General features: G+C 44.7%; 21 protein-coding genes. 13 read left to right on the top strand and 8 right to left on the bottom strand.

Features of this window, described 5'->3' with window-relative positions:
• Window positions 1-5: 5 nt before the first annotated feature.
• Both R3D86_01560 and R3D86_01555 read right to left on the bottom strand, forming a co-directional pair.
• Window positions 6-881: a 3-keto-5-aminohexanoate cleavage protein gene (locus tag R3D86_01560; GenBank protein ID MEZ5756889.1), complete on the bottom strand. Its 876-nt coding sequence runs from the start codon at window positions 879-881 to the stop codon at window positions 6-8.
• On the bottom strand, window positions 878-2,218 hold the full coding sequence (locus tag R3D86_01555) for an aspartate aminotransferase family protein (protein MEZ5756888.1): 1,341 nt from the start codon (window positions 2,216-2,218) through the stop codon (window positions 878-880). Before R3D86_01555 ends, R3D86_01560 begins: the two co-directional genes overlap by 4 nt.
• Before the next feature lie 96 nt (window positions 2,219-2,314).
• Between R3D86_01555 and R3D86_01550 the strand changes: the two genes are divergently transcribed.
• From R3D86_01550 to R3D86_01510, 9 genes are read left to right on the top strand one after another with little or no spacing between them, the layout of a single operon-like run.
• Window positions 2,315-3,487 (top strand): CaiB/BaiF CoA-transferase family protein, encoded by a 1,173-nt coding sequence (locus R3D86_01550; GenBank protein ID MEZ5756887.1) that lies wholly within the window; start codon window positions 2,315-2,317, stop codon window positions 3,485-3,487.
• Complete coding sequence (locus tag R3D86_01545; protein MEZ5756886.1) at window positions 3,484-4,344, top strand: SMP-30/gluconolactonase/LRE family protein; 861 nt, start codon at window positions 3,484-3,486, stop codon at window positions 4,342-4,344. Before R3D86_01550 ends, R3D86_01545 begins: the two co-directional genes overlap by 4 nt.
• A gap of 2 nt (window positions 4,345-4,346) precedes the next feature.
• Complete coding sequence (locus R3D86_01540; protein MEZ5756885.1) at window positions 4,347-5,249, top strand: dihydrodipicolinate synthase family protein; 903 nt, start codon at window positions 4,347-4,349, stop codon at window positions 5,247-5,249.
• Window positions 5,246-5,530, top strand: a complete 285-nt coding sequence (locus R3D86_01535) for a (2Fe-2S)-binding protein (protein ID MEZ5756884.1) — start codon at window positions 5,246-5,248, stop codon at window positions 5,528-5,530. The genes R3D86_01540 and R3D86_01535 overlap by 4 nt, the downstream gene beginning before the upstream one ends.
• Window positions 5,523-5,723, top strand: a complete 201-nt coding sequence (locus R3D86_01530) for an NAD(P)-binding protein (protein MEZ5756883.1) — start codon at window positions 5,523-5,525, stop codon at window positions 5,721-5,723. The genes R3D86_01535 and R3D86_01530 overlap by 8 nt, the downstream gene beginning before the upstream one ends.
• Window positions 5,720-6,931 (top strand): NAD(P)/FAD-dependent oxidoreductase, encoded by a 1,212-nt coding sequence (locus R3D86_01525; GenBank protein MEZ5756882.1) that lies wholly within the window; start codon window positions 5,720-5,722, stop codon window positions 6,929-6,931. The genes R3D86_01530 and R3D86_01525 overlap by 4 nt, the downstream gene beginning before the upstream one ends.
• Entirely contained in the window at window positions 6,928-8,031 is a 1,104-nt protein-coding gene (locus tag R3D86_01520) for an FAD-dependent oxidoreductase (GenBank protein ID MEZ5756881.1), read from the top strand. The genes R3D86_01525 and R3D86_01520 overlap by 4 nt, the downstream gene beginning before the upstream one ends.
• Window positions 8,028-8,798, top strand: coding sequence for an SDR family oxidoreductase (locus R3D86_01515; protein MEZ5756880.1), 771 nt, complete (start codon window positions 8,028-8,030; stop codon window positions 8,796-8,798). Before R3D86_01520 ends, R3D86_01515 begins: the two co-directional genes overlap by 4 nt.
• Window positions 8,799-8,810: 12 nt before the next feature.
• On the top strand, window positions 8,811-10,505 hold the full coding sequence (locus R3D86_01510) for a sulfatase-like hydrolase/transferase (GenBank protein ID MEZ5756879.1): 1,695 nt from the start codon (window positions 8,811-8,813) through the stop codon (window positions 10,503-10,505).
• 57 nt (window positions 10,506-10,562) lie between these two features.
• On the opposite strand, the gene R3D86_01505 is transcribed toward R3D86_01510, so the two are convergent.
• Window positions 10,563-10,886 carry a hypothetical protein gene (locus R3D86_01505; GenBank protein ID MEZ5756878.1) on the bottom strand — a complete coding sequence of 108 codons (324 nt, stop codon included), beginning with the start codon at window positions 10,884-10,886 and terminating at the stop codon, window positions 10,563-10,565.
• A gap of 181 nt (window positions 10,887-11,067) precedes the next feature.
• Between R3D86_01505 and R3D86_01500 the strand changes: the two genes are divergently transcribed.
• Window positions 11,068-12,372 (top strand): APC family permease, encoded by a 1,305-nt coding sequence (locus tag R3D86_01500; GenBank protein ID MEZ5756877.1) that lies wholly within the window; start codon window positions 11,068-11,070, stop codon window positions 12,370-12,372.
• On the top strand, window positions 12,369-13,193 hold the full coding sequence (locus R3D86_01495) for a phytanoyl-CoA dioxygenase family protein (protein ID MEZ5756876.1): 825 nt from the start codon (window positions 12,369-12,371) through the stop codon (window positions 13,191-13,193). The genes R3D86_01500 and R3D86_01495 overlap by 4 nt, the downstream gene beginning before the upstream one ends.
• A gap of 8 nt (window positions 13,194-13,201) precedes the next feature.
• Here the strand turns inward: R3D86_01495 and R3D86_01490 are convergent, their stop codons facing one another.
• Together R3D86_01490 and R3D86_01485 are read right to left on the bottom strand one after the other, a co-directional pair.
• Window positions 13,202-13,528 carry a hypothetical protein gene (locus R3D86_01490; GenBank protein MEZ5756875.1) on the bottom strand — a complete coding sequence of 109 codons (327 nt, stop codon included), beginning with the start codon at window positions 13,526-13,528 and terminating at the stop codon, window positions 13,202-13,204.
• A gap of 91 nt (window positions 13,529-13,619) precedes the next feature.
• Window positions 13,620-14,207: a hypothetical protein gene (locus tag R3D86_01485; GenBank protein ID MEZ5756874.1), complete on the bottom strand. Its 588-nt coding sequence runs from the start codon at window positions 14,205-14,207 to the stop codon at window positions 13,620-13,622.
• 161 nt (window positions 14,208-14,368) lie between these two features.
• On the opposite strand from R3D86_01485, the gene R3D86_01480 reads away from it, so the two are divergent.
• Window positions 14,369-15,535 carry a hypothetical protein gene (locus tag R3D86_01480; protein MEZ5756873.1) on the top strand — a complete coding sequence of 389 codons (1,167 nt, stop codon included), beginning with the start codon at window positions 14,369-14,371 and terminating at the stop codon, window positions 15,533-15,535.
• A 74-nt stretch (window positions 15,536-15,609) separates the two neighbouring features.
• Window positions 15,610-16,776, top strand: coding sequence for a hypothetical protein (locus tag R3D86_01475; protein ID MEZ5756872.1), 1,167 nt, complete (start codon window positions 15,610-15,612; stop codon window positions 16,774-16,776).
• Between the two features lie 76 nt (window positions 16,777-16,852).
• Here R3D86_01475 and R3D86_01470 read toward each other — a convergent pair whose 3' ends face one another.
• Genes R3D86_01470 through R3D86_01460 form a run of 3 tightly spaced genes read right to left on the bottom strand, consistent with a single transcriptional unit; the run spans window position 16,853 to window position 20,497 of the window.
• A complete protein-coding gene (locus tag R3D86_01470; protein ID MEZ5756871.1) occupies window positions 16,853-17,923 on the bottom strand; it encodes a nucleoside hydrolase in 1,071 nt (356 codons plus the stop codon).
• Window positions 17,924-17,966: 43 nt separating this feature from the next.
• A complete protein-coding gene (locus R3D86_01465; GenBank protein ID MEZ5756870.1) occupies window positions 17,967-18,923 on the bottom strand; it encodes an ABC transporter permease in 957 nt (318 codons plus the stop codon).
• 2 nt (window positions 18,924-18,925) lie between these two features.
• Window positions 18,926-20,497, bottom strand: coding sequence for a sugar ABC transporter ATP-binding protein (locus R3D86_01460; GenBank protein ID MEZ5756869.1), 1,572 nt, complete (start codon window positions 20,495-20,497; stop codon window positions 18,926-18,928).
• Window positions 20,498-20,500 lie beyond the last annotated feature (3 nt).

The raw sequence follows: 20,500 nt of genomic DNA, 5'->3' as shown, positions 1-20,500 counted from the left end.
TCCGGTTATTTTTTAAGCCCAAGCATCTGCCTCGTTTCGTCAGTTCCGGCAATTTCGCCGCCGAGATCATGAATAATGCGTACCGCTTTTTCAACCAACTGGGCATTTCCTTCGCAAAGCTCGCCTTTTTTAATATAGAGGTTATCTTCCATACCGACACGCACATGACCCCCGGCGACAAAGGACTGTGCCAACATCGGATATTCCATCCGGCCAATGCCAAAGGCGGCCCAGACGGCATTTTCAGGAAGCTGCGATTTTAAATAAAGCAATGATTCTGAATTGGCGGCAATGCCAAAGCGTACTCCCATAACCATTTGCACCATTACCGGGGATTTAATGACCCCTTCGGCAATAAAATGATTAAGCAGATGCATATCACTGCTGTTGAATATTTCGATTTCCGGTTTTACCCCGGCGGCATAAATGCGCTCAGCCATAATTTTAAGATTTTCCGGCGTATTGATCACGGCAGCCTGACCCGACCACATGGTGTTAAGATCTAGCGTGCAAATTTCCGGTTTCAGTTTTTCAATATGTGAAACCCGGAGTTCCGGACGGCACAAAGTTGAATTTTCCGCGGCAATTTTTGGGTTGTCCCTGGACGGGACAAAGCGGCCGCCTTCGCCTGTCGTCAAGTTAAGGATGACATCAGTATTTTTATCTCGAATTCGGCTGACCATTTCATCATAAAGGGCAAATTCCATTGATCCTTTGCCGGTTTTCGGGTCCCGTACATGAAGATGCACGATCGCTGCACCTGCGGCCGCGGCGTCAAGGGCCGCTTCGGCAATTTCTTTTGGTGTAACAGGCAATTTCGGATGCATATCCCGGCTGGTCAGGTTACCGGTCACCGCACAGGTGAGAATGGTTTTTGTCATGATGTCACCTTATCAAGCTGATTTTGAAGACATTTTTTTGTGGTGGCCACAATGATATCTAGTTCTTCATCCGTGACTGTATAGGGCGGAGCAAGCAGAATATGATCGCCCGCTCTGCCATCGACGCATCCCTGCGACGGGTAACTGAGCATACCATTTTCCAGAATATCCATTTTAATTTTTCCGGCCAGGTTAAGCTCTGCCGGAAAGGGTTCTTTGGTATTTTTGTCTTTGACAATTTCAAGCCCCCAGAAAAGCCCGCGGCCACGAATGTCACCGATATTGGGATGATCTTGAAATTCGGCCCGCAGCATGGACCCCAGTTTTTCGCCCTGTAACCTCACGGCACCAAGCAATTGATCCTCCTCGATCACTTTAAGGACGGCCAGGGCACCGGCGCAGGCGATAGCGTGGCTCATATAAGTGTGACCGTTCCAAAGGTTGCCGCTGCCTTCCAGAATGGCATTGATAATTTTTTCATTGGCCATAACGGCAGCAATCGGCTGATATCCTGCCCCAAGTCCTTTGGCAATTGTGATAATATCGGGGCAGGCACCTTCGGCTTCCATGGCAAATAAATATCCGGTCCTGCCCATGCCGCACATCACTTCATCAGCGATGAAGAGAACGCCGTATTTGTCACATATTTCACGGATCCGCTTAAAATAACCGGGGACGGCAGGTTCCGCCCCAAGGGATGCGCCGGATACCGGTTCTGCCACAAAGGCCGCAACCGTTTCAGGGCCCTGTTTCAGGATTTCCTCTTCGAGCGTGTTTGCTATCCTAAGACCAAATTCAATATCCGTTTCATTGTCATGTTTGTATCGATAGGCATAACAGGGGGGAATATGGGCAACATCAATCAAGAGTGGGTCAAAGGGTTTTTGCCGCTGCTTGTGGCCACCGGTGGCAAGGGCACCAAGCGTATTACCGTGATAGGATTTATCACGGGCAATGATTTTGCTGCGCTTCTCATCACCGCGTTCAAGATGATATTGTCTGGCAAGTTTTAAGGCCGCTTCCATCGCTTCAGAACCGGATCCAAGAAACATTACCCGGCCATTGCCAAAACCTTCCGGTGCATGTTCAATTAAATAGGTGGCAAGGGCCTCTGCCGGCTCATTAGAAAAGACTCCGGTATGGGCAAAAGAGACTTTATCCAGCTGAGTCTTTATCGCTTCAATAACGCGGCTGTTTGTGTGCCCAAGGCAGGAGACGGCCGCCCCACCACTGGCATCAAGATATTTTTTCCCTGTATCATCAATAAGATAATTGCCATCTGCGCTTTTGACTATGGGAACGGATATACTTATATTTCTATGTAGAACATGTGACATTTCTGTGGTCCGAAGTAAAAAGTTTTATATACAAAACATGTGTTTAATTATAAAACATATATTGAAATAAAAAACAATAGCGAATATAAGTTAATCATGAACAGGCCATTTGAAAATATAAAAGTGCTCGACCTGACCCATGTGCTGGCGGGACCATTTGCGACTTATCAGCTTGCGCTTCTGGGTGCTGATGTGATCAAGATAGAGGATCCAAAAAATCCGGACTGCGCCCGTGGGCGTGGCCCTGACCCGGCGCAGAACAGGGCATTACGGGGCCTTAATTTTCAGGTTCAGGCCTCCAATAAGAAAGCCATTACCCTTGATTTAAAGCATCAGTCGGGAAGAAGACTTTTAAAAGAACTTGTGAAAAGTGCCGACATTCTGGTTGAAAATTATCGCACTGGTGCTTTGGATAGTTTGGGGCTTGGCTATGATGATCTGAAGGAAATCAATCCCGGTCTTATTTATTGTTCGCTTTCCGGTTATGGCAGTGACGGCCCGCGGGCAGAGGTCAATGCTTATGATAATGTCATTCAGGCAACAAGCGGTATTATTGATCAGTCCGGCGGGCATAAACCGGGGCTATCCTTTATTGATTATGCGGCGGGCTATAATGCAGCTTTTGCCATATCCGCCGCCCTTTATCGGCGCGATAAAACGGGGGAAGGAACCCACATCAGTTCATCCATGTTTGAAGTGGCCATGACATTAATGGCACCGGAGGCCGCGGCGGTGCAGTATCCGAAAAAAACAAAACGGGATAAGGAAGCGGGGATCGGATGCTATCAGACATCCTATGGTCAGCTGATGATCGGGGCTTTTACGGCGGATCAGAACAGGAGCATGTGGGCCATGTTGGAAGAGCTTGGCTATGAGGTGCCTAAAAATTTGAAAACCCCCAATGACTGGGAAAGCCTATGGGCGGTGACAGACGAAATAAGGGAAGCACTGGAAAAAATATTCACTGATAAAACGGCAGAAGCCTGGCAGGAACTTTTTCATAAAGCGGGCCTGCCTGCTGAAACAGTCAGAACCCTGTCCGAAGCTGTGGAAGACCCGCAACTTAAAAATTATTTTCAGAAAGGTCCGCAAGGCCCAGGGGATACATATCCGCCGATTTTGCCAACTGCCGCTTATAGTTTTGATAATGGCCCGGCTATTACATCACTGCCTCCGTCGGTCGGGGAGCATACAGAAGAAATCCTGAAAGGCCTTGGCCTTACGGGCAGGGAAATAGAACAGCTTAGAAATGATGGGGTAATATTATGACAAAAATAATCACCGCAACCCTGTGGGCCAGATTGCCGGAAGAGCTTCATTATAAGGGGGAACCCAATGATTGGGTCAAGATGACAAGACCCGGACAATCGCTACATTCATTTCTGGAAGGGCCGGAATTTGACACCCAAGGTAATTTGTGGCTAGTTGATGTTCCTTACGGGCGGATTTTTAAAATTGATGATAACGGCAACTGGTCCCTTCATCACAGTTATGACGGGCATCCCCATTCCATTAAGCAAAAAGCCGATGGCAGTTTTATCCTGACCGATTATAAAAACGGCCTTATCGCCTATGATGGCGAAGATAAATTCACGGCACTTCTTTCCAGCATTAATTTTAAGGGGTTATCTGATCTGACTATTGCTGAAAACGGAGATGTCTGGTTCACGGATAGTGGCCGAACCAGTCTTTCTGACCCAAGTGGCAATGTTTATTGTTTAAGAAACGATAACTGCCTTGATCATGTACTGAATAATGTTCCTTACCCCAATGGTATTGCCTTAAGCCGCGACGGCAAAATGGTTTATGTTGCGGCAACGCGCGCCAATGCGGTCTGGCGGTTTCTCGCCGATTATACGGAAGCGGACCGGCCAATGGTCGGCACTCATATCCAGATGTCAGGCGGGCTTGGGCCGGACGGTCTTGCCGTTGATGTTCATGGTAATCTGGCAGTGGCCCATGCCCAGACAGGCCGTGCTTATATTTATAATCATTTTGGCGATATTCTGGCCCGTATTGATCTGCCGGAAGGGCTTTGGATTACCAGTTTAATTTATCAGAATAATAGCCTTTATATTGTTGAGGCACAGACTGGCTCAGTTTACCGGGCAGATTTAGAGGAATAAAAATGAAAAAAGAAGATTTGCACGGCTTTGTCCCGGCGGTGGTAACTCCCTTTAATGAAAATGGGGACATTATGGAGGATGCTTTTCAGTCGCTTGTTGACTGGCTGATCGGGCTGGGGGCAACTGCAATCTGCGTTTCCGGTGATAATGGTGAAAGCTGGGCCCTGTCAGCGGCTGAAAAAGGCAGGCTGACCAGACTGGCTGTTGATCAGGCCGCGGGAAGGGTGCCGGTGATTACCGGCTGTTCAGCAACCACCCTAAAAAACAGTGTTGATTATGCACTCGCCGCCAAGGAAAACGGAGCAGCCGCCGTGCTTTCGATGCCGCAGACATATGTGCTTAAAACCACGCGGGATGAGCTTCTATCCCGATTTGAAAAGCTCTCCGCGGCCATTGATATGCCGATTGTTGCCTATAATTCACCACGCCGGGCTGGACTTAATTTATCCATTGATGATATTGGTGCCATTATGGATGTCGCGCCGATTATCGGCATCAAGGAAAGTAACCGGGATTATTTTCATCACACACATTTGATCAGGCACTTTTCAGAAAAAATGGCGATTATGGTTGGCCCCTGTCATTATATTATGCCGGGAATTTCGCTTGGTGCACATGGTTTTATAGCAACCGGCCCTGAATTTTTAGGGCCAGATACGGCAAAAATAACCTCTCTTGCCCGTGAAAAACCTGGTCAGAAACAGGCCGATATTCATTATAAACTGACGGTTCTTTATGAACTTCTGATGGGCAATTCAACCTGGCCGGCTGCCTTCAAGGCGGCGCTTAACCTGATCGGGCAACCGGCGGGCGTTCCGCGTGATCCGGTTCATGCTGCAAGCGCTGATGTGGTTGAAGCCATCAAAAAAACATTTGATGATCTTGGAATATCCTATCAGCCATGACAGTTGGGGGCAATGATCATATCCTAAGATCAAAGGAAATTTCCTTTATATTTGATGGTGTTAGTATTACCGGTCATGACGGGGAAACAGTCGCCGCTGCATTGCTGCGGGCGGGCATTACCCATTTGCGAAATGCACCCAATTCGGACACGCCAAGAGGCATGTTTTGCATCATGGGGGCCTGTCAGGAATGTGTCGTTGAAATTGACGGGCAAAAAGTCGAGGCATGCCGCACCACGATTACAGAAGGACTTGTGATCAGGAGGGTGCCAAGTGTTTGACGCGATCGTGATCGGGGCCGGTCCAGCCGGGGCAAATGCCGCCATTCTGTTATCAGAAAACGGACTAAAAACAGCCATTATTGATGAGCAGCGGGATGCCGGCGGTCAGGTATGGCGGGCAAAATCAACATCAATTCTGGAAGCCCCCAAAACGGATGCTGGTGAGCAGGGCGATGCCTTGCGGGAGGGCTGAAGTCAAGCAATGTCATCACAAAATTTAATTGTCGTGTCTGGCATATTGAAAGACAGGAAAATGGTCATTGGCTGCTTTCTGTGGTGGGCGGAGTTGAAAAAAAACTGATCACAAAGGCCTTAATCATTGCAACGGGTGCGCAGGAAAGGGTCATTCCGGTTCCCGGCTGGACTTTACCCGGTGTCATCGGCCTGGCCGGGGCCACGGCACTTTTTAAAGAGCACATGATGGCCCCAAAACGGCGCACCATTGTCGCTGGAAACGGACCACTGTTATTTTATGTGGCAAACGAAATATTAAGGCTCGGGGGGCGTGTTTCCGCTGTCATTTCGTTAAACAGCAGGATGGATTGGTTAAAATCTATGCCGGCTATGCTTTCAAACCCGGCGTTAATTGGACAGGGACTTAAATGGATATTCACCCTTTATAAAAACCGTATTCCCTTCTACTGGCAACATGCGGTAAGGACAGTGGAAGGCGAAAATACAGTTGACGGGGTCACCATCTGCAAAGTGGATCAGAACTGGGCACCGATTGCGGGGGCGGATCAATATATTCATGGCGAAAATCTGTGCTATGGTCAGGGGTTAATACCAGCTGTTGAAGCAACCCGTCTGGCTGGCGCCGATCATCACTATGACGAAAAGCTGGGAGGATGGGTTCCGACTATTGATGATTGGGGCCGCACGTCTGTGTCAGGATTATATGTCTGCGGTGATAATGCCGGGATATATGGTGTGCTGGCCGCCCCGATCAGGGGTAGTCTTGCCGCACAGGCCGTATGTGAAGATGCAGGCACAAAAATTGAACAGAAAGCTGATGTTAAAAAATTAAAAGCGGCAATAAAATTTGGTCTTGCCGCTACTTCCCTGACCATTCCACGTAGTGGGCTTGAAAGCTTAATCTCCGGCGAAACCGAGGTATGCCGCTGTGAAGGGGTTATCAGACAAGAAATAGATTTTGAAATAAAAACAGGGGCACAGTCTCCCAATGCCATCAAATCAGGGACACGCTGTGGCATGGGGCCATGTGGCGGGCGTTATTGTATGGAAGCGGTCGCCCTGATTACCCAGCAAAGAACAAAAAAGTCGAGAGAGGAAATTGGTCTGCCCACAGCTAGGCCGCCGCTTCGCCCGGTGACGATTGATGAAATATCAGATGATCTTGACTATGATGATCTGCCGATCCCGGGAGTATCGCCACTATGATGCCGATATTTGATATAGCTATTATCGGCGGTGGTATCATGGGCTGTGGTACGGCCCTTCGCCTTGATGATGGGGGAATGCGGGTCATTATCCTTGAGCAGGGGGATATCGGGCAGGGGGCATCCGGGGTAAATGCCGGAACCTTATCAATGCAGATTAAACGTGTAAAATTAATGCCTTACGCCATCCTTGGTCATGAAGAATGGCAGCATATGGGTGACGCGGTTGGCTTTCATAAAACGGGGGGTTATACATTGGCCTTTAATGATCGTGAAGCCGAGCTTCTTCATGAAAGAATGGTAATGAAAAAAGAAGCCGGGGCAAATATCAGTTTTGTTTCGCCTAAGCAGCTTAATGAAAAAGAACCGCACCTTGCTGAGAAGGTGATTGCCGCCAGTTACTGCCCTGATGACGGCTATGCCAATTCATCATTGACCGGACAATATTATAGAAAAAAAATTGACGAAAAAGGCATCAATTTTATTGAAGCTTTCAGGGTCACCAATATCAGAAGCACATCCGAAGGATATGAAATCGCTTCCGGCGGCAGGACGGTGGTTGCCAGCCGCATTCTTATCGCCTGTGGCGGCTGGAGCAAACATATTGCCGACATGCTAGGGGTTGATCTTCCCATTAGAGCGCGGATTAATACTGTCTCAGTAACAGAACGGACCCCGTATCTCATAAGCAGTGTCATTGGCCATGCCACCGGGCTTCTTACCATGAAGCAGAAAGAAAATGGTACCATATTGATTGGTGGCGGATGGCAGGGAAAGGGACGCCCGGAAGAGGGACGCGGTCAGGTGAGCGCTGATAGTCTGGTGCCGAATTTGCAACTGGCAAAATTTGTGCTTCCAGCTTTATCCAATATAAGGATCGTAAGATCATGGACCGGTTTTGAAGCCAATGTGCCGGACTTTTATCCGCTTGCAGGGGCACTGCCAAACAGGGATAATGCCTTTATTCTTGGCTGTGTAAGGGGTGGCTTTACCATTGGTCCCTATATTTCAAAACTGATGGGCGATTTTATACTTGGAAAAGAGCTTGAAATGCCGCTTTTTGATCCGGGTCGAAAAATGGAAGAAGGAAAACTGATATGAGTGAAAAAATACTTCAAAACCAGGTGGCCGTAATCACGGGCGGCGGCACAGGGATCGGTGCGGCGTGCGCCGATATGTTTGCGGATCATGGTGCCCATGTGGTTATTGCCGGTCGAAGTCTGCAAACCATAACAATTGTTGCCAATCGCAATGGTGGGACAGCTATTGTCTGTGATGTGACAAAATTTGAAGATGTTCAGGGATTATTCCAAAAAGCAAAAATGATCACGGGCAAAGTTGATATTCTGGTCAATAATGCCGGAGTGCCCGGCCCGGTTTCGCCGATCGCGGATGTCAATATTGATCAGTGGCGAAAATGCGCTGAAATAAATCTGTTCGGCGCCATGTTCTGTATGCGTGAAGCGGCCCGTATCATGTGCGAGCAGAAATCGGGTTCAATCATTAATATGTCATCTCTGATGGGAATTGAGGGATACCCTATGCGCTCAGCATACAGCGCGACAAAATTTGCGCTTGTCGGTATGACAGAGGCGGTGGCAAGGGAAGTGGGTCCCTATAACGTACGGGTCAATGCGCTTCTTCCCGGGGCGGTGTCCGGTGATAATATGGACGGGATTCTTGAACGCCGGGCCGAGGCAGAGGGCAGAAGTGTAGAGGAAATAGTGAAAGAAAACTATACCGACCCGGCGGCCCTAAAAAGATGGGTTGCACCGGAAGAGGTGGCAAAAGCCGCCCTGTTTTATGCGTCAGATGCCTCAAGTGCGGTGACCGGAGATAAAATGAAAGTATGTTGCGGACGATTTTAAAGGATAAAATAAATGTCAGATAAGAATAAAATTTCAAGACGTGAATTTTCAAAGGGGGTGGCGGCAACAGCGGCTGGAATTACCATTGCGGCGGCTTCGGATATCACAAGAGCGCAGCAAATGGCAAAATCCTCAAAACATAAAAATGTGCTGATGATCCTGATGGATCAGGAACGGGCCTGGGCAACTTTTCCAGAAGGACTTGATCTTCCGGTGCGAAATAAATTTGCTTCAGAAGGGGTTTCATTCGAAAATTATAATATTGCCACATTGTCCTGTGCACCCTCCCGTTCGGTTATTTATACTGGGCAGCATGTTCAGAAAACCACCATTTTTACCAATCCCGGCCTTGGGGAGGGTGACCCGTTCCTAGATGTAAAAAATACGCCAACCATAGGCCAGATGTTTAAAAAAATCGGGTATAAAACGGCTTATAAGGGGAAATGGCATTTATCGGTTGGCTTTGATGAAGATAATGTAGAAGCGCTGGTCGATTACGGGTTTGATGAATGGCATAAAGGGCAGGACACGGGTGGTGTCGTTTATGAAGGGGCGGAAAAAGACCGTGAAATACTTGAAAATGCTAAAGATTATCTGACCCGACAAAAGGACGGGAAGGAGCCATGGTTTCTGGCGGTCAATTTTGTCAATCCACATGATATCATGTGGCTGGATGCCAATGGAAAACAGGCAAAAACCAGACTGCGCCCTGGCCTGGTCAGCGATATGAGACCGGCACAGGATTTCTATCCATATAACCATGATTTCGGCTTGAATGTTCCAGCCAATTTTTATGATGATTTGAGTAAGAAACCGCAGGCACAGATGGAATTCGTTAAGCTTGGTCAGTATTTTTACGGGGAACAGGATATTAGCGATGAAGAAGCCTGCAAAAATGTGCTGAATTATTATGCGGCCTGCCTTGTCGATTCAGATCAGGTGATTGGGGATCTGCTCTCAGCACTTGAAAATCTTGGTATGGCGAATGATACGATTGTTATTTTAACATCGGACCACGGGGAAATGGGGGGCTCACATGGCCTTCGCCACAAGGGGCCATTTATGTACAGGGAAAATATTAACGTGCCACTGGTGGTTAGATACCCGGGCGGTCAAAAAGGCGTTAAATCAAACGCAATGATGAGTGCCATTGACTTTGCACCGACCCTGATCGGACTGGTGGGGGAAAATTATAAAGACATTGAAAAACGGCTTATGGGCTATGATTATTCAGGAATAATTATGGGCAAACCGGTTCGCGAGCGAAGCGAATTATTGGTCAATTTCAGCAACACAACTCAGGGAAATTCGCGGCTGGAGAAAATCCGCATGCTGCAAAAGGAAGCGGAGAAGAAAGGGGCACCCGTTGTTCAGTTTAAGTTTCCGGATGATTTTATCCAGTTTGATACCAGAACGTTGGGTCGGGGTATTATCACAGGACGATATAAATTTTCGCGCTGGTTTGCCCCGGGCGATCATCATAAACCGACAAACTGGCAGATGCTGGTAGGCCGAAATGATCTTGAGCTTTATGATCTTGATGCCGATCCATTGGAGATGAACAACCTTGTCCATTTCCCAGAAACACACAGGGAACTTATTTTGGAATTAAATGCAAGGCTTAATGATCTGATTGAAAGGGAAGTAGGGGTTGATCTAGGCAGGCATCTGCCGGGAGACCATAATATCTGGACATCAGAAATATAATAAAAAAGCCCCCGCAGATATACTTCTGCGAGGGCGTAAGTTTGGTCTAACTTAAGATTATCTATAGATTTCTCTGGTAATGATAACCACTGGTCTATCAATACGTTGTGGGGCATATGCACGTCTGAAGCGACGGATTTTTTTCGCTTTTCCACGATTAGTGACTTTTGCAAAATGCCTTTGATTATTGGGAACGACAATTACCGGGACACTGTGGCGTCCACCTGTGTAAATGATTTTTCCCGGTTGGGTGATTACAACATGTGATTTCCGCTCACCAGCATATCTTTGTGTGCGTTCATGGGCTTGTGTCTGTACCGCAAGTGTCAGGCTGACGGCGAGAGCGGCAATCCATGCTATAATATTTAATTTCTTTTTCATCACTGGTCTCCTTTTCTATGTTAATCAACCACTTGGAAGCCCTTTTCGTAATTCCTTTATAGCCGGACTGATCTGAACCGATGATGAATTTGGCTGAAATCTGTTGTTCATCTTTTATCACTTGCGGGTTTCCTGGCAAAAAGTTAGGCTGATTAAAAAGGGGAAGAAATAGGGGATAAATATGTCATTGGATTTGCCGGAAAATAAGACAATCGGCCTATGGGGTATTGTTTTCACCATCACAGGATTTGTCGTTGGCGTATCAATTTTCATTTTACCTGCAAACTTAATAGAAATTGCCGGCCCTGCCGTTCTTCTCGCCTACGCTATAGCAGGGGCAATGGCTATTGTGACCTGCTTTGCCACGGCACAGATTGGCACGCTTATGCCGGCTGAAGGGGGAACTTATGTTGCTATTTCCAGGCTAATGTCCCCTTATTTCGGGTTTCTGGCCGTCTTTATACTTCTTTGTGCCGTTGTGCTGGTTAATTCATTCGTCGGCTACGGCTTTGCTGATTATATTGTTTATTTTTTTCCGGGCCTTAATAAAAAACTTTCCGCAACCTTAGTGGTTTTATTTTTTGGTCTGGTCAACATTTCAGGATCTGATCTGGTCATAAAAATTCAGGGAATAATGGTTATTCTCTTTCTGATCATGCTCAGTATATTTATCCTTAGTGGACTTCCTCATTTTGAAATAAATAATTTAAAGCCGTTTATGCCAAATGGTGTTGGTGCGGTATTTGAGGCGGCGGCACTTGGCTATTTTTCCTTTGCCGGATTTATTTCCCTGCTTGAATTTGGCGGGGAAATAAAAAAACCGTCAATTAATATTCCTATTGGCCTTGCACTGAGTTTCATAATCGTTTTTGCCTCTTATGGCGGCGTTTCTCTGGTGCTAAGCGGCATTGATAGGGGGCAGGGCTTTGAAGGGATGGTGACACCGGTCCTTGAAGTGGCAAGAACATTTCTTCCAAAATGGCTTATTTCGGCGTTGGTATTGTCAATTATTGCAGCAGCGGCAACAACTGTGAACGGTCTTATTCTCGGCTATTCAAGGGATATATTTGTCATTGCCGAAGCGGGTATATTTCCCAGAATTTTTGCCATAAGATCAATGAAATTTAAAACGCCAGTTAATGCAATTATCGCTTATACATTGCTTAGTGTTGCTGCTATTCAGACAGGAAGTGATATTACAAATTTTGCGCTTGTTGCGGTAATGGGGCTGCTTATACAGCAGTTATTCATTGCCATTAGTTTATATCGGGTGCCTGTAGTTATGGGAACTGACTATGAAAAGGCGGAATTCAAACTTAAAAAATGGGTGATAAATTTGGTTTCAGTTTTGTTATTTGTAATTTCGGCCGGGTTTATTGCCAAAATGGTTTCTGATAAACCGGAATTTGGTTTGATAATCCTGGCTGTATTGGGTCTTGGCAGTCTCTATTATTACGCTAATCTCAATAAAAGGAACGGGCAATGATCCTGAGCGATAAAGAAAAGCAAATCTATGCATTGGACGGCGTGGTAAAAGTGAGTGGTGCATTTGATCCTAAATGGGTTGAATTTCTTAGAAAAGCCACCGAAGAGAACATGAATAATCCCGGTGAAATGGCGGAAGAATATGCAAAAGCTGAAAATTCGACCCGGTTTTTCGGCGATCAGTATATCTGGACAAGAAATAATGATTTTAGAAAGTTTGTGTTTGAAAGTGAGGCGGCAAAGATAGCGGCGGAGCTCATGGGGTCCTCCAAAATAAACATGTTTTTTGATCACCTGCTTGTAAAGGAACCCGGATCAATTGAGCCGACCCCCTGGCATCAGGATGGCCCATACTGGAAAATTAAGGGAGAGCAGATTTGCTCCATCTGGTTTGCGATGGATAATGTCAGCGAGGAAAATGGTGGTGTAAGGTATGTTAAAGGATCACACAGAACGGGCATCAGATACAGACCCCAAAGTTTTAGTGGTAAAGGTCATGCCGAATATGGCGAAGCGGGACTTGAAGTGATGCCGGATATTGATCAAACGGTGCCTGAAGACCAGATAGTCTGTTATGATCTTAAACCAGGCGACTGTCTTATTCATCATGCCAATATTATTCACGGGGCACGGGGTAATAAAAGCGCCAAAACTAGGCGCAGAGGTTATGCAACCCGATGGACCGGGGATGATGTGGTCTGGGACCCCAGAAAAGGAACAACTGATGTCCTGAAGGACCCGGGATTAAAACCGGGAGATCCGTTGGATAGCGACTTATTCCCCGTTGTCTGGAGGAATAAGTCGCTAAATCGAAAAAATTAATATTGGTCTTACATTGGTGGATTGGTTTTTAGCTCGGCCGCTTTATCTTTAACGGCATCCATGGCATCTTCGCCGGCTTCTTTTACTTCATCCGCCATTTCACCGGCTTTATCCATGGCATCATCAGCCATCTCCCCGGCTTTATCAGCAACTTCGCCCGCTTTTTGTTTGGCATCATCCATCATGGCGTCGGCAGAACTCATGCTGCTTTCTGCTGTGGCTGCTGCCTTATTTTCCATATTATTGTTTGAACTGTTTTCATCATTGCCGCAAGACGAAATCAAGAATACGGTCGCTGACAATAAAACTGTAAAAAATGTGTTTTTAGTAGTCATTTAATATTTCCTCCTTCATTAGTTTATGAAAAATTTCATTAAAACTGTAAGGATTATAAAGAAAAATGTGTCAAACATGTGGAAAAAATTATTATTTTTCATAAACCAATTGACCATTTTCAATATTCACCTTCATTTTTGGCATTTTTTCGCATGCCTGGATTGCTTTTTTTAGTTCAAGTAAAACATTATCAATACTATTGGATTTCACGGCATTATAGAGTGCTATATTCAGAAAAGCTGTTACCGGCTCTGTATTTTTCTCATTCCCATAAGTCAGGATGCAGGGCACACCATTTCTCATCTGCCTGATAATAAATTTTGCCAGTTTTTTATTATTTTCAATTTTCCTCTTGTTTAGTACAGTGAAGCGAAATCCTACTCTGCCCGAAAAGGGTGGTGGATAATTTTCTTCAGCAAATTCAAGTAACACACCCATCTTGTCCGGGCGCCAGCTTTCATCAAGATCAGGTAAATTGCGCCAGGCACAAAACCATTTTTGGCAAACATCGGGTCGCGACTTGTATATTGAGCAGCCACCATTTTTCAGCAGGTTCGGGCAGGTAAAGTTTGGCTGTTTAACAAATTCCGAACTGTTTATGGAAAGAACAGTACAGCAAACCGTACAATCACCGCATTGACGATCACGAACGAGATATACCTGTGCCGTCTTGTTCAAAACAACCTCAATTAATATCTGATTAACAAATAAATTTTATATATTCATCAGGCTTTTGTAAATATTATTAAATTTTGTCATGTTAGTAATTTATTGAAGAATTTGCAGTAGTTTATTTTTCTTCACAGAGGAATGTGGAGTTGTGTATCAGGGTTGTATAAATGAAATTAGTTAAAACTGAAATTACAGAAGTTGCCGACAATCGAAAGCGTATTACAGGATTTGTCCAATATAATGATGGTTATATTGATGAATACTGGTACGAATATCCGGCTTATTTTGAAATTTCCGATACGGGTAATCCGTGGCTTGCGGCTCTTCTCCCAATGGCGGCAACGATAAACGAAGATTTGGAAATTTCATTGCCGGTTGATCAGCGCTTGTTGGACGGTGCAAACGATATTATGAGGTTTTGGCACTCCTGGGATAAAGGAACATTTATCGTAAAACTTAAAGCAGATAATATTGCTAAAGCAGGTGACAAAAATTCAAAAGAGGCTGCTTCATTTTTTTCTTCTGGCGTTGACGCATTCTATACGGCCTATAATAAACCAAGATCAAGTAATAAAATTCTTATTCATGGATTTGATCTTTCAGTAAGTAAAGAAGCAGAATTTGAAGCGCATTTAAATAGAATTTCTGGCGTTGTAGAGAAACTTGGTGAAGAGCTGGTCTTTGTAAAAACAAATATAAGACAGACAAGATGGAAACAAACAAGATGGCAGGCTATTTCACATGGTGCAGCACTTGCTTCGATAGCTCTTTTGTTTGAAAAGCATTTTTCAGAAATATTCATTCCGTCGAGTATGGGCGATTATTCTGACCTATATTGCTGGGGCTCACATCCTTTAACCGATCCATTATTTTCAACAAGCACAACAAATATTATCACTGACGGTGACGGCCTCAGTCGGCTTGATAAAATTAAATTTCTAGCAGGGTATGATTATGCCTTGCGGCATCTTCATGTCTGTATCCGAGGCAAGGACGGAACTGGTCAGGATGAAGTTAATTGTTCACACTGTGAAAAATGCTACCGTACAATGATTGCATTAGAACTCGCTGGATGCCTTGAGAAATGTGACTTGTTTGATATGGAAAAATTTAATTATGAAGAAATTCCCTACATGTTTGTAACCGATGCATTCACAGCACCGGAATATCATGAAATGGCAGAGGAGGCATTGCGTCAGAACAATCCTGAACTTGCCACTGCAATTTATAAAGCGATAAGAAGATCAAAACTGATCATCAGATTGGGATTTTTGAAAAAGGTCCCGTTTTTATGGTATATTCCCCATAAAATGATGGAGAATTCCATTTATTGATTAAGAAGTTAACATATGGGCTATAGAAAAGTTTTTAATAAGAAGATTATAATAAAATAATAAGGAAATTCAGAATGGAATTAATCAAAACCGAAATTTCGGATATATCAGAGGGGGTCAAGCGGATCACTGGCTTTGTCAGATATGATGACGGTTATATTGATGAATACTGGTACGAATATCCGGCCCAATTTGAGGTTTCTGAAACGGGGAACCCCTGGCTGGTGGCTTTGCTTCCTATGGCGTCGACTATAAATGAGGATTTGGTAATTTCGCTTCCTGTAGATCAACGCCTTCTTGATGGCGTAAATAATATCCAGAGATTTTGGTTCGACTGGAATATGGGGACAAATATTATAAAAATAAAAGCGGATAATATTGAAAAAGTAAACAAAACGCTGCCTGATAATTCAGCTTCGTTTTTTTCTTCAGGTGTTGATGCATTCTATACGGCCTATAATAAACCAAGAGCAAAATATAAAATACTAATTCACGGTTTTGATCTTTCAATTTCTAAATCAGAAGAATTTAGGATACATAGTGCCCGCATATCTAAAGTGGTCAAGGAAATGGGGCAGGAAATTATCATTGTAAGAACTAACATACGGCAAACTCGTTGGCAGAAAACAAGGTGGCAGGCAATTTCTCATGGCGCTGCTTTGGCATCAATAGGGTTGATGTTTGAAAATTATTTTGCAGAAATTTTTATTCCTTCAAGTGTTAGCAGATATACTTATTTGGATTGTTGGGGATCACATCCTGTTACTGATCCTCTATTCTCGACAAGCAGAACAAGTTTTATTGATGATGGTGATGGCTTAAACAGGTTTGATAAAGTGAAACTTTTGGCCAATCAGGATATTGCATTAAAAAATCTGCATGTCTGTATTCGTGGAAAGGATGGATCAGGGCAGGATGAAGTGAATTGTTCACATTGCGAAAAATGTTATCGTACTATGATCGCTTTGGATCTGGCGGGGTGTCTGGATAAATGTGTATTATTTGATAAAGAAAAATATCATTATTCTGAAATACCAAATATTTATATTAATGATGTAGAAGGCAATCCGGAATATGAGCCTATGGCGAAAGAGGCGTTAAGACAGAACAATCCTGAACTGGCAGAAGCAATTCGCAAGGCTATTTCCAGATCAAAATTAATGAATAAAATAAAATTTATGGAAAATATGCCTATTTTATGGCGTATTCCCTATCAAATGCTTAAAAACTCAATTTATTGACAGATCGAATAAATTAACACGAATAACAGGCACCTGATTCGGTGCCTGTTATTTAGAGTTACTTTCTTTAAATCTCTTAATTCCTATACATGTTTATATACTGGCGGAATAAATTCAGGAAAGCATCAGAATTTACAGTTGCACAGGCCTGATGAACGGGTCGTTCACGCCATCCTTCCTGCGACGCAAAACTATGCTCTTCAGGACAGAAAATGGTCTGACCGCGTGAAAATGCACTTTCAGTTGAGACTTTTATTTTTCCGCGGCGGGTAGTGAATATTTCCGGATGCAGCAAATACATCAGTGCCATTGAATCATGCTGGTTTGAGGCCCGCACGCCACGATCCTTTTCATAGGAATTAATATAATACTGATTGATATTTTTTATAAACTGACCGGCTTCACTGGCGGATTTGACCAGCTCGTCAAAATAACTGTCATAAGTAGGCGCGGAATAGGTAACATCAAGTCCGACCATGGTCAGCGGCCAGTCAGCCTCCATCACAATGTCCGACGCTTCGGGGTCGGTAAAAATATTAAATTCTGCTACCGGAGAAACATTTCCCATTTGACCATTAAAGCCCGCGGCACCACCCATAATAACCACAGAATGGACCTTTTTCACGAAATCCGGTTCTTTCTGGATGGCAAGTGCCAGATTGGTGGAGGGGCCAACCGAAACAATTGTCACTTCCCCCGGGTTTTCATTGACCGTTTTTATAATAAATTCATGTGCCGTAATTTTTGGAACTGATAAATCAGTTGCACTCATGTCGTACGCATCGCCCAATCCGTCCTTTCCATGGAACTTTTTATCCTCCACATAAATTCCGTTAATGGGTTTGTCTGCGCCTTTAAGTACGGGCGCTTTAATATTGAACTTTTGTTTAATGAACACGGAATTGCGGGTAGCATTGTTAATATTGGTGTTCCCATTTACCGATGTGATCCCGAGCAATTCAACCGATGGGGCAATATTAGCGATCAGTATGGCCGCCGCGTCATCAACACCTGTATCCACATCAAGGATAATTTTTCTTCGCGCACCTTGTGCGATGGCGGGTGCAGATGACAGCAGTGGCAATAATGCAGCCATTAATGGGGCCATAAGAACACCCCGACGGTTTATATTATTATTCTGGGTCATTTTATTTTTTCCTTTCATTCTCAAAATGATGAAATTTCAAATATTAACTAATAACGTCTTTCCGGGATTTTATTCGGTCAAACAATACGGCGATAATTATGACGGCTCCGGTAATCAGTCTTTTTGTCGGTTCGGCAACACCAATCTGTGCCAGGCCGTTTTGTAAAATGGCGATGATCAGCACGCCAGCCAGCGCGCCAAATATTGATCCCCTGCCGCCCATAAGACTGGTGCCGCCAATCACCGCTGCGGCAATGGCCGATAGTTCAAGTCCGGTTCCGGCATTGGGATCCGCGGCCCCAAGATAGGCGGCGTTAAAAAGACCCCCCAAACCCGCCAGTGCACCGGACGAAGTTAAAACCACCAGGCGGAATTTTTTCACCTCGATACCTGATAAAATGGCTGCCTTGCTGTTGGTGCCCAGTGCAACAATGGTTCGTCCAAATACGGTTCGCTCCAGTAACAAATAGGCAAAAACAACAATTAGCAAGGAAATGATCAGGGCAGGTGAAATACCGATATGTTTTAGCGGCAGCGAAATCGCCTGAATTTCCGGGCCTATAAAAATGGTCTGGGAATTTGTCGTCATATAGGAAGCCCCACGCGCCATTTCCAGCATGCCAAGGGTCACGATGAAGGAGGGCAGGGAAAAATAAGTTGATAAAATCCCATTAACCAGACCGCAGAGGGCACCAATTATTATGCCCGACAGACAGGCAAGGGGCAGGGGCAAATCAAATCCGATTGCTGTAACACCAATCACAGCGGCGCTTAAACCAAGCACAGAACCTACGGATAAATCAATGTCAGCGACAATCAGAACCAGTGTCATGCCGATCGTCACCACAATCAATGACGGCAACTGATTTAAAATTGTGGTAAAAGTCGTTAGCGTCAGAAAATTATCCGACAGGAAGCCAAAAAAGATGATCAGCAATATAAGCGAAGATAAAATAAAATACTGTTCAATATTCCGGCGGAAAAAAGCAATTTTAGACATGTTTATTCAACCCCCCTTGCTGTCATTTTATGGGTATCGGGTTCACTTGATTTGGCCGTTTTATATTCTGAAAAAGCAGCGGCAAGAATATCATTTTCCGACCATTGATCTGGCAAAAATTCTTTCACGATTTTATAATTGGAAAGAACCAGTATCCTGTCGGAAATTCTCATAAGTTCTTCAATTTCGCTGGAGGCGGCAATAATGGTTTTGCCCTGATTTCTTAAATTCTTGATCAGGTCATAAATCATATGTTTGGCACCAATATCAACGCCTCTCGTCGGCTCATCAAGGAGCAATATTTGTGATCCGCCATGCAGCCAGCGGGCGAACAGGGCCTTCTGTTGATTTCCGCCGCTTAATGTTTCAATAGTCTGGTTTTCGTTGGAGCATTTTATGGCAAGATTTTTGATGTAATTTTGCCCGATGATCCGTTCCTGTTTCCTGTCAATTAAGCCGAATTTATAGGCAAGTGAATTTATGCCCGGTAAAGTTATGTTTGAAAGCAGCGAAAGACCGGAAAAAATGCCTGTTTTTTTGCGGTCTTTACTTAAATATCCAATGCCACCCAAAACGGCCTGATGCGGGGTTTGAATATATATTTGGCCGTTTTCATTGATCAGCAGCACGTCTCCTCCAAGCCGGGATCTTAAGCCGAAAAGCGTTTCAAGCAATTCTGTTCGGCCTGATCCGGCGAGACCGGCAATGCCAACCACTTCGCCTACCTGAAATGTGATATTCAGAGGCAGCTTAAAATTCTTTGTTTTTACATTTTGAATTTGCAAAGCCGGTTTTGGTGAAGCGGGTTTATCCTCTCTCTGAATATATCGTTCTTTCAAGGCTTTTCCCGACATTAAATGTATCATTCGCTCAACGGTAAGGTCGGACGCCTTTTCCGTTGCCACAATCAGCCCGTCCCGCATAACAGAAATGCTGTCTGAAATCTGTCTGACATCTTCAAGTCGATGGCTGATATATATAACACTGATACCTTTGTTCCGGCTTAAGTCATGAATTATTGAATGGAGCTTATCGGCCTGTAGCCCGGATAAAGCGGCCGTTGGCTCATCAAGAATAAGTAATTTAAAGGCTGAGAAGGTCTCAATCGCTAGTGCCTTTGCCAGTTCCAGCAGCTGGCATTCACCCACTGATAGCTTGTCTGCTTTGCTCATTTCGTCAATATGATTCAGTCCTACCATATCCAGATAGTGCCGCGCGGTTTTTTTTAGTTTTTTCCAGTCAATAAAACCGCGTTTCCGGGGCAGATTTCTTAACATGATATTTTCAGCAACGGTAAGGGTGTCAATAATGCTTAATTCCTGTGCGGCGCTCGATATTCCCAAGTGATAGGCATCGTTGGGTGATTTTGGATTATAAATTTCACCGTTAAAGCATAATACCCCTTCATCGGCAGCCAGTTGCCCGGTAATGATATTCATCAGGGTTGATTTTCCAGCCCCGTTTTCCCCGATGATTGAATGAATTTCACCTTTGCTTATTGTCAGATGAATGCCTTTAAGCACCGGACCGGCAAAGGATTTTTTCAGATCATTAATGGTGAGAAGTGGTTGCATGAA

The organism is Emcibacteraceae bacterium (genome assembly GCA_041396985.1).
Lineage (GTDB): Bacteria > Pseudomonadota > Alphaproteobacteria > Sphingomonadales > Emcibacteraceae > Pseudemcibacter.
Note: the sequence above shows the minus strand (reverse complement) of the source record. Positions and strands in the feature narration are given on the sequence as shown.

What these genes read in the sequence shown, in the direction of transcription:
- R3D86_01500 (MEZ5756877.1), top strand. Translation starts at nt 11,068, where the DNA reads ATGTCATTGGATTTGCCGGAAAATAAGACAATCGGCCTATGGGGTATT.
- R3D86_01560 (MEZ5756889.1), bottom strand. Translation starts at nt 881, where the DNA reads ATGACAAAAACCATTCTCACCTGTGCGGTGACCGGTAACCTGACCAGC.
- R3D86_01555 (MEZ5756888.1), bottom strand. Translation starts at nt 2,218, where the DNA reads ATGTCACATGTTCTACATAGAAATATAAGTATATCCGTTCCCATAGTC.
- R3D86_01460 (MEZ5756869.1), bottom strand. Translation starts at nt 20,497, where the DNA reads ATGCAACCACTTCTCACCATTAATGATCTGAAAAAATCCTTTGCCGGT.
- R3D86_01545 (MEZ5756886.1), top strand. Translation starts at nt 3,484, where the DNA reads ATGACAAAAATAATCACCGCAACCCTGTGGGCCAGATTGCCGGAAGAG.
- R3D86_01495 (MEZ5756876.1), top strand. Translation starts at nt 12,369, where the DNA reads ATGATCCTGAGCGATAAAGAAAAGCAAATCTATGCATTGGACGGCGTG.
- R3D86_01520 (MEZ5756881.1), top strand. Translation starts at nt 6,928, where the DNA reads ATGATGCCGATATTTGATATAGCTATTATCGGCGGTGGTATCATGGGC.
- R3D86_01490 (MEZ5756875.1), bottom strand. Translation starts at nt 13,528, where the DNA reads ATGACTACTAAAAACACATTTTTTACAGTTTTATTGTCAGCGACCGTA.
- R3D86_01510 (MEZ5756879.1), top strand. Translation starts at nt 8,811, where the DNA reads ATGTCAGATAAGAATAAAATTTCAAGACGTGAATTTTCAAAGGGGGTG.
- R3D86_01475 (MEZ5756872.1), top strand. Translation starts at nt 15,610, where the DNA reads ATGGAATTAATCAAAACCGAAATTTCGGATATATCAGAGGGGGTCAAG.
- R3D86_01540 (MEZ5756885.1), top strand. Translation starts at nt 4,347, where the DNA reads ATGAAAAAAGAAGATTTGCACGGCTTTGTCCCGGCGGTGGTAACTCCC.
- R3D86_01480 (MEZ5756873.1), top strand. Translation starts at nt 14,369, where the DNA reads ATGAAATTAGTTAAAACTGAAATTACAGAAGTTGCCGACAATCGAAAG.
- R3D86_01505 (MEZ5756878.1), bottom strand. Translation starts at nt 10,886, where the DNA reads ATGAAAAAGAAATTAAATATTATAGCATGGATTGCCGCTCTCGCCGTC.
- R3D86_01535 (MEZ5756884.1), top strand. Translation starts at nt 5,246, where the DNA reads ATGACAGTTGGGGGCAATGATCATATCCTAAGATCAAAGGAAATTTCC.
- R3D86_01550 (MEZ5756887.1), top strand. Translation starts at nt 2,315, where the DNA reads ATGAACAGGCCATTTGAAAATATAAAAGTGCTCGACCTGACCCATGTG.
- R3D86_01515 (MEZ5756880.1), top strand. Translation starts at nt 8,028, where the DNA reads ATGAGTGAAAAAATACTTCAAAACCAGGTGGCCGTAATCACGGGCGGC.
- R3D86_01465 (MEZ5756870.1), bottom strand. Translation starts at nt 18,923, where the DNA reads ATGTCTAAAATTGCTTTTTTCCGCCGGAATATTGAACAGTATTTTATT.
- R3D86_01470 (MEZ5756871.1), bottom strand. Translation starts at nt 17,923, where the DNA reads ATGACCCAGAATAATAATATAAACCGTCGGGGTGTTCTTATGGCCCCA.